We start from the raw sequence: 11,203 nt of genomic DNA, 5'->3' as shown, positions 1-11,203 counted from the left end.
TCAATTTTTACAAAGTTAAACATTTATGAAATGACTTTTGTTAATAAGTTGTTGTCAGAAATAATAATCCTACATTTTCAATGATTATTTTTATGAAAAAGAATTATTTTCTTTTCTGTTAAAATCTATTTTTTATGTCAAAATACATCTTGTCGCTTGATCAAGGTACTACTAGTAGTCGCTCTATTTTATTTGATAAAGACGGAAATGTTGTCGCTGTTGCTCAAAAAGAGTTTGCTCAAATTTTCCCTAATCCAGCTTGGGTAGAACACAGTCCAATGGAAATATGGGAATCGCAGCTTGAAACCATGTTGGAAGTCATTCAAAAAGCCAATATTCAAGTTTCAGAGATTGCTTCTATTGGAATTACCAATCAAAGAGAAACGACAGTCGTTTGGGATAAAAATACTGGTTTTCCAATTTACAATGCCATTGTTTGGCAAGACAGAAGAACGGCTTCATTTTGTGATGAATTGAAAATAGCTGGAAAAGCAGCTTTAATTCAACAAAAAACAGGACTAATAGTCGATTCGTACTTCAGTGGTACGAAAGTGAAATGGATTTTGGATAATGTTGAAGGGGCAAGGGCTAAAGCAGCATTGGGTGGTTTGCTTTTTGGCACTATTGATACGTGGTTGCTATGGAAATTAACGAATGGTAAAGTACATGCGACTGATGTGAGTAATGCCAGCCGAACAATGCTATGTAATATCGCTAGCTGCGAATGGGATGAAGAATTGCTTACAATTATGAATGTTCCTAAAAGTGTACTTCCTAAAATATGTAGTAGTAGTGAAGTGTATGGACAAACTACTATTCTTGATGGGTCAACAGCAATTCCAATTGCGGGAATCGCCGGCGATCAACAATCGGCTTTGTTCGGACAGATGTGTATTTATCCTGGAATGGTTAAAAATACCTATGGGACAGGTTGTTTTATGCTAATGAATACCGGAGTAGAAATGATTACTTCCCAAAACAATTTATTAACGACTGTCGCTTGGAAAATAAACGGAGTGACCCACTATGCACTCGAAGGTAGTGTTTTTATTGCAGGTGCTGTCGTACAATGGCTTCGTGACGGATTGGGAATAATTAAATCATCTGATGAAGTGGAAGCTTTAGCAACGAAAGTCGACACAACCGATGGCGTATATATAGTACCTGCTTTTGCCGGATTGGGGGCGCCATATTGGAATCAGCATGCTCGTGGCACCATTACCGGATTGACTAGAGGGACAAATACATCTCATATTGCGAGAGCAGCGGTAGAAAGTATTGCCTATCAAACGATGGATGTGCTTTCGGCGATGAATGCCGATAGTAATATCAAAATAAAGGAACTTCGTGTCGATGGCGGAGCTACCATTAATAATTTACTAATGCAATTTCAAGCTGATGTTTTAGATACTAATGTAGTTCGTCCAGTCATTACCGAAACTACAGCATTAGGAGCCGCTTATTTGGCCGGATTGGCGGTTGGATTTTGGAAGAATATAGATGAAATTCAAAACCAATGGAAAGTCGAACGCATTTTTGAATCGCAAATGACAGAAGCGAACCGAAATGTTTTAAAAACAGGATGGGAAAAAGCCATTAATGCTTCTATTTCTTTTATATAAATGAATCGCGAAGAGCAAATACATATACTTTCTCAAAATCCCACTTACGATATCATTATCATAGGTGGTGGTGCAACGGGTTTAGGTTGTGCTATCGATGCCACCTCCCGGGGCTACAAAACACTATTGTTAGAAAAGCATGATTTTGCCAAAGGGACTTCGAGTCGAGCCACTAAGTTGGTTCATGGTGGCGTTCGTTATCTGGCACAAGGCAATATTCGATTGGTTCGAGAAGCACTCTTTGAGCGTGGTAGAATGCTTCGAAATGCACCGCATGTTTGCAAAGTTTTACCATTTGTAATGCCTTCGTATACCTATTTCGATAAATGGTTTTATGGTACTGGACTTTGGATTTATGAATTCTTATCAAGTACATTAAGTTTGGGAGCCACCAAATTTTTATCTAAATCAAAAACATTAGAATACCTACCGGATATTAATAAAAAAGGATTAGTAGGCGGTATTTTATATTTTGATGGTCAGTTTGATGATAGTCGATTGGCAATTAATCTGGCCCAAACCGCTATTGAAAATGGAGCAACTGTGCTCAATTATTGTGGTGTTTCGCAGTTTATTAAAGAAAACAATCAGATTGTAGGTGTTGTTGCAAAAGATTCGTTTAACGAGGAAGAATATCAAATTAAAGGGAAGTCAATAATTAATGCAACTGGCGTTTTCGCCGATGATGTTTTGCAAATGGCTGAGGGAACGTCAACCAAAACCATTGCACCATCACAAGGAATTCATTTAGTCATAGACAAGCATTTTTTTAGCGGAAATACTGCTTTAATGATGCCTAAAACAGATGATGGACGAGTGTTTTTCTTGATTCCTTGGCATGATAAGTTGGTTTTAGGAACGACCGATACACCAGTGAAAAATGTTGCATTAGAACCTCAAGCCTTGCAAGAAGAAATTGATTTTGTATTGCATCATTTCAATAAATATTCGACATCCAAAATTTCAAGAGCCGATGTGAAAAGCGTTTTTGTGGGATTACGTCCTTTAGCAAAAGTAGTAAACGAATCTTCTACGGCAGTCATGCCTCGAGATCATAAAATTACAATTCTATCTTCGGGGTTAATTCATATTACTGGTGGAAAATGGACCACCTACAGGAGTATGGCACAACATACCATAGATATTGCCATTCAAAAAGCCCAATTGGAATTTGTGAAATGTAAGACCAAGCGATTAAAAATTCACGGTTGGGCAGATGTTTTCGAACCTTCTCACTTATCGATTTATGGTTCAGATGCAGAAAAAATTCAAAAGTTGATTCAAGACGATTCTGAATTAGGTGAACCTTTGCATCCCGATTATCCCTATACCAAAGCGGAAGTGGTTTGGATGATTCACAATGAAATGGCACAAACTATAGAAGATATTTTAGCCAGAAGAATACGATTACTTTTTTTGGATGCTAAAGTAGCTAAAGAATGCGCAGTTGTCGTTGCTTCGATCATGGCTAAAGAAAAAAATAAATCTCCCGAATGGGAACAACAACAAGTAGTGTATTTTACAGCACTCGCCAATCAATATTTAATTTAACTAAACAAGCAAAATGATGAGTCCTTTTTTCGCCGAATTTTTAGGCACAATGATTTTAATCCTTCTAGGAAATGGAGTAGTAGCCAATGTAGTTTTAGACAAAACCAAAGGGAATAATGGTGGCTGGATAGTGATTACTTTTGGATGGGCTATGGCAGTTTTTATCGCAGTTTATATGGTTTCCGCAAGTAGTGGTGCACATTTAAATCCAATAGTAACATTATCTTTAGCTGTTTTAGGAAAGTTTGCTTGGTCGAGTGTTCCACTTTATATTTTGGCACAATTTTTAGGAGCAATGGCAGGAACAACTTTAGTATTTCTTGGATACAAACAACATTATGATGAGACTTCTGATGCCGGTTTAATCAAAGCTACTTTCTGTAATGAACCAGCCATTAGAAATAACTTTTACAATCTCCTTTCTGAATGTATTGGAGCTTTCGTATTAATTATTGGTATTTTGTTTTTAACCGGTCCTGATAATTCTTTAGGAAGTTTAGATGCGTTACCGGTAGCATTGTTGGTACTTGCCATCGGATTATCATTAGGAGGTGCCACAGGTTACGCAATTAATCCCGCTCGTGATTTAGGACCACGAATTATGCACGCGCTTCTTCCTATTAAAAATAAAGGAACTAGCGATTGGCGTTATAGCTGGATTCCGGTAGTAGGCCCAATTTGTGGCGGTTTACTTGCTGTACTTGTATTTAGCATCTTGCAATAATTACGATAAAATTTTAGAAATCACTTCTTTAGAATACAGAGAAGTGATTTTTAGTATATAAAAAATGTTAAATTTTTAAATTTATTTTGTTTTTGTTGACTTTTTTAATTTAACTTTGGGGCAATAACCATTAAAAACGTAAGCTTATAATATAAAAATACTTTTAAGAGAAATTATTCTCGTAAGATTAACACCCAAAATCTAAAAAGTATTGTTATGGCTACAAATCAACTTCCAGACGCTTTATTAGTTAAGAATTATATTGACGGTGATGAAACTGCATTAGAAGTTTTAATCAATCGACATCAATCTAAAATCTATGGTTTTATCTATTCTAAAGTATTAGATAGAGACATTGCTGATGATATCTTTCAAGACACTTTCATTAAAGTGATTAAAACCTTAAAAGGAAACTCCTACAATGAAGAAGGTAAATTCTTGCCTTGGGTCATGAGAATTGCACATAATTTAATTATTGATACTTTCAGAAAAAACAAAAAAATGCCGATGAATAGAGAAACGGAAGAGTTTTCTATTTTTTCATACATGACCGATAATAGTCCAAATATTGAAAGTCAAATAATTACCGAACAAGTTGAAAATGATTTGTTAAAATTGATTGATGAATTGCCTGAAGATCAGAAGCAAGTCTTAAAAATGCGTATCTATGACGATATGAGTTTCAAAGAAATTGCCGATTTAACCAATGTGAGTATCAATACCGCTTTAGGAAGAATGCGATATGCATTGATGAATTTACGAAGACTCATCGAAAAAAATCAAATTATTTTAACCAACTAAACAATATTACAATTGAAGTTGCGTTATAGTGTAAACAATTAACATAAAATATGGCAAAACTTTACACTAAAAAGGCAAAATCTACCCAAAAAATGTTACCGAAAAAAGAAACGGTTAATTTTATTTTAAACTATTCAAAAGCTTTGAAAATAGTGAAGGTAGGAAATGAAAATGTCGAATTGAATGCAAACTAAAACAACACGAAAAACGTCCCAATTTATCGGGACGTTTTTTTATAGTATTCTTTAAGAACGCTACTTCTTCCAATGGTTTTAGTGATGATGTCTTTTTCTAAATCCCATCCACGAGCAGGGGAATATTCTCGACCGTACCAAATAATTTGTAAGTGTAAATCATTCCAGGTTTCCTCCGGAAAAATACGCTTCGCATCGGCTTCGGTTTGTTGTACATTCTTTCCATTGGTCAAGTTCCAACGGTACATTAATCGATGAATGTGTGTGTCAACCGGAAAAGCTGGTACTCCAAAAGCCTGACTCATTACAACACTGGCTGTTTTGTGTCCCACTGCCGGCAATTCTTCCAAAGCTTCAAAACTTTGAGGTACTTGACCGTTGTGTTTTTCGATTAAAATTTGCGATAGACCATAAATTCCTTTCGATTTCATTGGAGAAAGCCCGCATGGCTTAATAATTTCGCGTATTTCTTCCACCGAAAGTTTTACCATATCATAAGGATTATCAGCTTTGGCAAATAGGAGCGGAGTGATTTGATTCACACGAACATCCGTGCATTGTGCCGAAAGTAACACCGCAATTAAAAGTGTATAAGGATCTTTATGATCTAACGGAATGGGTATTGTAGGATATAATTCTTTTAACGTATTTATAACAAACGTTGCACGTTCAGCTTTGGTCATTTTAGTTTATTTTTGGTAAAGCTAAAAACTAAACTTTTAAACTCCTAAACTTTTAATACGAAAATGACACATTTGAATAGTGGTGATAAAGCACCTAATTTTTCAGGCTTTGACCAGGATGGAAAACAACATACTCTTGAAATGTACAACGGAAAAAAATTGGTGGTTTTCTTTTATCCGAAAGCCAATACTCCAGGTTGTACAGCAGAAGCCTGCGATTTAAGAGATAATTTTGAACGTTTTCAAGCGAATAATTATGCTCTGTTAGGTGTAAGTGCCGATTCGGCAAAAGCACAAGGAAAATTTAAAGATAAATTTGAGTTTCCCTTTCCCTTATTAGCAGATGAAGATAAATCGGTGATAAATGCATTTGGAGTTTGGGGGCCGAAGAAATTTATGGGGCGCGAATTTGACGGTATTCATCGTACAACTTTTGTGATTAATGAGAACGGAATTATTGACGAGGTAATTACCAATGTCAAAACCAAAGAACACGCCAATCAGATTTTAAAATAAAAAAAAAGACAGTACTAATTGATACTGTCTTTTTTTTATAAGATATCTAAGCTACCTTTTCCTTCCCTAACAACAATTGGTTCGCCGTCGGATAAATCGATAATGGTAGAAGCATGATTGTCTCCATAACCACCATCGATAACCAAATCGACAAGGTTTTGCCATTTTTCAAAAATCAATTCAGGATCAGTAGTGTATTCAATCACTTCGTCCTCATCGTGAATAGATGTCGATACAATGGGGTTTCCTAACTGACGCACAATTTCGAGAGCAATGCTATTATCTGGAACACGAATACCCACTGTTGTTTTGTTTTTAAATTCTTTCGGCAGACTATTATTTCCGGGTAAAATAAAAGTATAAGGTCCTGGTAAGGCTCTTTTTAATATTTTAAAAGTTGGTGTGTCAATTTGCTTGATATAGTCTGAAATATTACTCAAATCACTACAAATGAAAGAAAAATTAGCTTTTTCCAACTTGATTCCTTTGATTTTGGCGATACGCTCTAAAGCTTTGGTATTGGTAATGTCACAACCTAAACCATACACCGTATCCGTTGGATAGATGACCAAACCTCCATCACGCAGTGTTTTAACGACTTTCGCAATTTCCTTTTCGTTCGGATTTTCGGGATATATTTTGATGAATTGTGCCATTATTAAAGCTTTAATTATTAAGATAATAAAGTTAAGTCTTTTTCTTACTTATTACAACTCCTTTTTCAATTGCATTTGAATAGTATCCTTATAAAAAATCATATTCCATTCCATCGAATTACCTTTAAACTTATTTATTTTGACAGCAATTGTATCAGGTCGTTCAGGATTTTTCTCGTAGGATATCACTTTTATAGCATCTTTTTCTTCATTGTATTCATATTTCATAAAAATTGAAGTATCGTCATCATACTTATAAGGATTGGGTGTAAACAATAATTTACCGCGTTCTTCAAAGTAAATAGTTTTCCAAGCGGTAGTATCTTTTTCCCAAGCATCATCGGCAATTAATTTTCCGTTGCGTTTCAGAGTTTCTACTTTCCATTTCCCGAAATATTTTGAAGAAGCATACACATTGGTTTTGTATTGAACCAAAAACAAAATCGGAATTATAAGACATAAAATTCGGGCAATATTCCTAAAACTACGACTTCCAATTGAAGGTAAATTATTTTCGAAACTTTTGAATAACGCTAGAATCTCCTGTTTTCTTTGATACAATAAATAACTCAAACCCAACACCATCGTTAATGCTGTGAATGTTGTTATTGGACCAATTCCGTAAAATATATTAATTAATAGAATATTGAACATTACCGGTAATAGCATCGAAACTCCGACTAAAATAGTTTTTCTGTATAACAACAAATAGCTTCCTACTATTTGAAAAAAGGCTACCACAATGGAAATTCCATACGAATAACTATAATAAATCCAAGTTAATTCTTGACCGTTTAAAAGCCCAGCAGGTGTATCATTTCCATGAAAAGAAGGCGCAAAATTGATTCCCATTAATTTCTCAAATCCAAATATGGAAATGTGTAAGGCTAACCAATAACGTAATAATGAGGTGAGCCACAAATGCCATCTTTCAGAGTTAAAATTTCCCTTCTTCTCTTTAACTTGCCAATAAATTGAAAAACCAACTGAAAACAAAATAGCAATTGCCAAACTAATTAAACCAAGTGGCATAATGAATTTTGATAAGTGAAATGGTAATAAAGGTAATGCGATGAAAAGACATACATTGACGGAACCAACGAAAGCTAAAAAATTGATACTAAACTTGGTGAACCAGTTGGAATTTTTTAAAATTTGAGTTGAAATCATAAATTGGTTTGGTTAAAATAGATTGTACAGAAATAGCATCAAATTTTATACCAATTTTAACAAGAAAATTCTTTTTGAATTACCCAATGACATCCAACTTTGCAAAACGTAGTAATAACTTCTTAATGCCTCCGACTTCAAATTTGATTTCCGCTTTTTTATCAGCACCAACGCCTTCCAAATTAAGTACTTCGCCTTTGCCAAAACGTTCGTGCATCACCACATTACCAACGGCTAATTTATTGTCAAATAAATTGGTGTTTCCTGAGGATGGAGCATTTCCTGCAACAGGTTTTAATTTACGGATATTTAAATTAGGTGCTGGTTCGTTCTCGGTAATATATTTTGGAGGTGTACCTGCAATAGGTTTGGCCAATCGAAGTTTCGATTTATCAATGTCGCCAAAAATATCCACATCGATACTAGGTTTGTAACGGTAATTACTTTCTAAAGGCGTCAAATATTCTAAATACTGACTGTCGATTTCTTCAATAAAACGGGAAGGTTCACTATCGACTAGTTTTCCCCAACGGTAACGCGATTGTGCATAAGTCAAATACGCCTGATGCTCGGCACGAGTCAAAGCCACATAAAACAAACGACGCTCTTCTTCCAATTCGCTACGGGTATTCAAACTCATTGCACTTGGAAACAAATCCTCTTCCAATCCCACAATAAAAACGGTTGGGAATTCCAATCCTTTCGCTAAGTGAATCGTCATCAAAGCCACACGGTCGTCATCGCCAGTATCGTTATCTAAATCGGTTGCCAAAGCTACATCTTCCAAGAATTCGGATAACGCGCCGCGCGCACCATCAATCTCTAGTTGTCCTTCGGTAAAATCTTTGATACCATTTAGTAATTCTTCTATATTTTCTATACGGGCAATACCTTCAGGAGTTCCGTCTTTTTTAAGCTCTTGGATCAATCCTGTTTTTTTAGTAACGTGTTCGGTCAAATAGAACGCATCTTGATTTTCATTGATAATCTGAAAACTTTTAATCATGGTGACAAAATCCTGTAACTTTTGCTTAGTTCCGGAATTCAGTTTCAAATCAATTTTATCAATATGTTCCATTACTTCAAAAATGGAACGTTTGTAGTGATTGGCGGCAACGGTTAATTTTTCAACAGTAGTATCTCCAATTCCACGTGCCGGATAATTAATCACACGGACTAAAGCTTCTTCGTCCTTTGGATTGATCACCAAACGCAAATAACACAATACATCTTTTATTTCCTTACGTTGGTAAAAGGACAAACCTCCATAAATTCGGTATGGAATATCGCGCTTGCGCAAAGCATCTTCCATCGCACGGGATTGAGCATTGGTACGGTATAAAATAGCAAATTGCCCATTGTGCATTTGCTTTTGCATTTTCTCTTCAAAAATTTGAGACGCTACAAAACGTCCTTCTTCACCATCGGTTAAACTACGGTGGACTTTAATCTTCGGGCCGAAATCGTTATCTGTCCAAACTACTTTATCTAACTTGGTTTTATTATTATCGATGACATTATTCGCGGCTTCCACTATATTTTTGGAAGAACGGTAATTTTGTTCCAAACGATAGGTTTTTACCCCTTCATAATCTTTTTGAAAGTTTAAAATATTATTGATGTTGGCACCACGAAAGGCATAAATACTTTGCGCATCATCTCCAACCACACAAATGTTTTGAAAACGATCGGACAATGCTTTTACAATCAAATACTGCGAATGATTCGTGTCTTGGTACTCATCCACCAAAATATAACGGAAACGATCCTGATATTTCATCAAGACATCTGGGAAACGAACCAGTAATTCATTAGTTTTAAGTAATAAATCATCAAAATCCATGGCTCCCGATTTGAAGCAACGTTCCACATAATTATTATAAATTTCCCCCATGCGTGGCTTCTTGCTCATCGCATCGGCTTCTTGTAATTCGGGATTGTTGAAATACGCTTTTACAGTGATTAAACTATTTTTATAAGAGGAAATGCGACCAAAAACTTGTTTGGGTTTATAGATGTCTTTGTCCAATTGCATTTCTTTGATAATCTGACCGATCAATCGTACCGAATCTTGCGCGTCATAAATGGTAAAATTGGAAGGATATCCTAATTTTTCGGCTTCAATACGTAAGATTTTAGCAAAAACAGAGTGAAAAGTTCCCATCCATAAGTTTTTGGCTTCGTTGCTTCCAACAATATCGGAAATACGCTTTTTCATTTCACGTGCCGCTTTGTTGGTAAAGGTCAGGGCCAAAATATTAAATGCATCGACACCTTGACTCATCAAGTTAGCGATACGAACGGTAAGTACGCGTGTTTTTCCCGAACCCGCACCTGCAATCACAATCATGGCACCGTCTTTTTGTAAAACAGGCGCACGTTGGGCTTCGTTGAGTTGGTTAATATATTGATCGATCATAATAATTCTTGAAAGGTCAAAAATACGCTTACGAATGGTTTATTACAATAAATTTTTAAGATAATTTGTTTATTTTCGCATCAATAAATATAAAAAAATGGATACTTCAAAAATCATAGAAATAGCAGCTTATACCATCCCTTCTTTAATTACTGGTGGAGTGGCTTATTATTTATTTACCGCTTACTTTAAAGACCAGCAAAATACCCGTCGTTGGTTGTTGCAAAAAGAGAATCAGAAAGAAGCATTGCCATTGCGATTACAAGCTTATGAACGCATGGCTATATTTTTAGAAAGAATCAATCCGTCGAAATTATTGATTCGAGTAGAGCCCATGAGTCAAGACAAAAATTTATATGAAGCTTTTGTAATTGATCATATCGAGCAAGAATTCGAACACAATTTGGCGCAACAAATTTATATTACGGAAGATTGCTGGAATGTGATTTTGACGGCGAAAAATACTTTGATTCAAAACATACGCAAAACAGCCATGAATGAAAAAGTAACTAGTGCTGATAAGCTTCGCGAAACTATTTTAAGTGATTTAATGGAACAAGAATCTCCAACAAGTATTGCATTGTCTTATTTGAAGAAAGAAGTGACACAAGTGATATAATTTCTTTTATTTCCTTGTGCTATTGATTAAGGCAATTAAACTAATTCCCGACCAAGTACCTTCAAGAATTACAAACGGGAAATATTGGATTAATAAAGAAGCATAACAAGCTAATGCTGCTCCTAAAAAATTCATGAAATAATAAATAGTGCTAGTTGGCGAGATTATTTTTAAAATGCTTAAAAAATAAGCCAGTAATACGATAGCCACCCCAATGGTTCCGATAATGTCATTGTAATTCATAGTCA

General features: G+C 35.3%; 12 protein-coding genes. 7 read left to right on the top strand and 5 right to left on the bottom strand.

What is annotated here, in order from left to right; genetic code table 11:
* The first annotated feature begins 134 nt into the window (after positions 1–134).
* The 5 genes from glpK to EQG63_RS12240 all read left to right on the top strand — a co-directional run bounded on the left by glpK (position 135) and on the right by EQG63_RS12240 (position 4,892).
* Positions 135–1,622 carry a glycerol kinase GlpK gene (gene glpK, locus EQG63_RS07025; RefSeq protein WP_129435649.1) on the top strand — a complete coding sequence of 496 codons (1,488 nt, stop codon included), beginning with the start codon at positions 135–137 and terminating at the stop codon, positions 1,620–1,622.
* Positions 1,623–3,173: a glycerol-3-phosphate dehydrogenase/oxidase gene (locus EQG63_RS07020; protein ID WP_129435648.1), complete on the top strand. Its 1,551-nt coding sequence runs from the start codon at positions 1,623–1,625 to the stop codon at positions 3,171–3,173. It begins immediately after the preceding gene.
* Between the two features lie 16 nt (positions 3,174–3,189).
* On the top strand, positions 3,190–3,897 hold the full coding sequence (locus EQG63_RS07015; protein WP_129435892.1) for an MIP/aquaporin family protein: 708 nt from the start codon (positions 3,190–3,192) through the stop codon (positions 3,895–3,897).
* 216 nt (positions 3,898–4,113) lie between these two features.
* On the top strand, positions 4,114–4,698 hold the full coding sequence (locus EQG63_RS07010; RefSeq protein ID WP_129435647.1) for an RNA polymerase sigma factor: 585 nt from the start codon (positions 4,114–4,116) through the stop codon (positions 4,696–4,698).
* 50 nt (positions 4,699–4,748) lie between these two features.
* A complete protein-coding gene (locus EQG63_RS12240; protein ID WP_164974475.1) occupies positions 4,749–4,892 on the top strand; it encodes a hypothetical protein in 144 nt (47 codons plus the stop codon).
* A 23-nt stretch (positions 4,893–4,915) separates the two neighbouring features.
* Here the strand turns inward: EQG63_RS12240 and EQG63_RS07005 are convergent, their stop codons facing one another.
* A complete protein-coding gene (locus tag EQG63_RS07005; RefSeq protein WP_129435646.1) occupies positions 4,916–5,575 on the bottom strand; it encodes an endonuclease III domain-containing protein in 660 nt (219 codons plus the stop codon).
* Between the two features lie 63 nt (positions 5,576–5,638).
* Between EQG63_RS07005 and bcp the strand changes: the two genes are divergently transcribed.
* Positions 5,639–6,091 carry a thioredoxin-dependent thiol peroxidase gene (gene bcp / locus EQG63_RS07000; RefSeq protein ID WP_129435645.1) on the top strand — a complete coding sequence of 151 codons (453 nt, stop codon included), beginning with the start codon at positions 5,639–5,641 and terminating at the stop codon, positions 6,089–6,091.
* 35 nt (positions 6,092–6,126) lie between these two features.
* Here the strand turns inward: bcp and EQG63_RS06995 are convergent, their stop codons facing one another.
* From EQG63_RS06995 to EQG63_RS06985, 3 genes are all read right to left on the bottom strand, one after another.
* Entirely contained in the window at positions 6,127–6,747 is a 621-nt protein-coding gene (locus EQG63_RS06995) for an L-threonylcarbamoyladenylate synthase (protein WP_129435644.1), read from the bottom strand.
* A 51-nt stretch (positions 6,748–6,798) separates the two neighbouring features.
* Complete coding sequence (locus tag EQG63_RS06990; protein ID WP_129435643.1) at positions 6,799–7,917, bottom strand: hypothetical protein; 1,119 nt, start codon at positions 7,915–7,917, stop codon at positions 6,799–6,801.
* A 79-nt stretch (positions 7,918–7,996) separates the two neighbouring features.
* A complete protein-coding gene (locus tag EQG63_RS06985; protein WP_129435891.1) occupies positions 7,997–10,333 on the bottom strand; it encodes an ATP-dependent helicase in 2,337 nt (778 codons plus the stop codon).
* A 100-nt stretch (positions 10,334–10,433) separates the two neighbouring features.
* Between EQG63_RS06985 and EQG63_RS06980 the strand changes: the two genes are divergently transcribed.
* A complete protein-coding gene (locus EQG63_RS06980; RefSeq protein WP_129435642.1) occupies positions 10,434–10,955 on the top strand; it encodes a DUF7935 family protein in 522 nt (173 codons plus the stop codon).
* A 6-nt stretch (positions 10,956–10,961) separates the two neighbouring features.
* Here EQG63_RS06980 and EQG63_RS06975 read toward each other — a convergent pair whose 3' ends face one another.
* Entirely contained in the window at positions 10,962–11,198 is a 237-nt protein-coding gene (locus tag EQG63_RS06975) for a CBU_0592 family membrane protein (RefSeq protein WP_129435641.1), read from the bottom strand.
* Positions 11,199–11,203 lie beyond the last annotated feature (5 nt).

Source organism: Flavobacterium amnicola, from assembly GCF_004122165.1.
Taxonomy (GTDB): domain Bacteria; phylum Bacteroidota; class Bacteroidia; order Flavobacteriales; family Flavobacteriaceae; genus Flavobacterium; species Flavobacterium amnicola.
This window is presented reverse-complemented; position numbering and strand designations above follow the sequence as displayed.

Excerpts from the sequence above, each read along its gene's own strand:
- EQG63_RS06975 (WP_129435641.1), bottom strand. The coding sequence starts at position 11,198 with ATGAATTACAATGACATTATCGGAACCATTGGGGTGGCTATCGTATTA.
- EQG63_RS07005 (WP_129435646.1), bottom strand. The coding sequence starts at position 5,575 with ATGACCAAAGCTGAACGTGCAACGTTTGTTATAAATACGTTAAAAGAA.
- EQG63_RS06995 (WP_129435644.1), bottom strand. The coding sequence starts at position 6,747 with ATGGCACAATTCATCAAAATATATCCCGAAAATCCGAACGAAAAGGAA.
- EQG63_RS06990 (WP_129435643.1), bottom strand. The coding sequence starts at position 7,917 with ATGATTTCAACTCAAATTTTAAAAAATTCCAACTGGTTCACCAAGTTT.
- glpK (WP_129435649.1), top strand. The coding sequence starts at position 135 with ATGTCAAAATACATCTTGTCGCTTGATCAAGGTACTACTAGTAGTCGC.
- EQG63_RS06980 (WP_129435642.1), top strand. The coding sequence starts at position 10,434 with ATGGATACTTCAAAAATCATAGAAATAGCAGCTTATACCATCCCTTCT.
- EQG63_RS07015 (WP_129435892.1), top strand. The coding sequence starts at position 3,190 with ATGAGTCCTTTTTTCGCCGAATTTTTAGGCACAATGATTTTAATCCTT.
- EQG63_RS07020 (WP_129435648.1), top strand. The coding sequence starts at position 1,623 with ATGAATCGCGAAGAGCAAATACATATACTTTCTCAAAATCCCACTTAC.
- EQG63_RS07010 (WP_129435647.1), top strand. The coding sequence starts at position 4,114 with ATGGCTACAAATCAACTTCCAGACGCTTTATTAGTTAAGAATTATATT.
- bcp (WP_129435645.1), top strand. The coding sequence starts at position 5,639 with ATGACACATTTGAATAGTGGTGATAAAGCACCTAATTTTTCAGGCTTT.
- EQG63_RS12240 (WP_164974475.1), top strand. The coding sequence starts at position 4,749 with ATGGCAAAACTTTACACTAAAAAGGCAAAATCTACCCAAAAAATGTTA.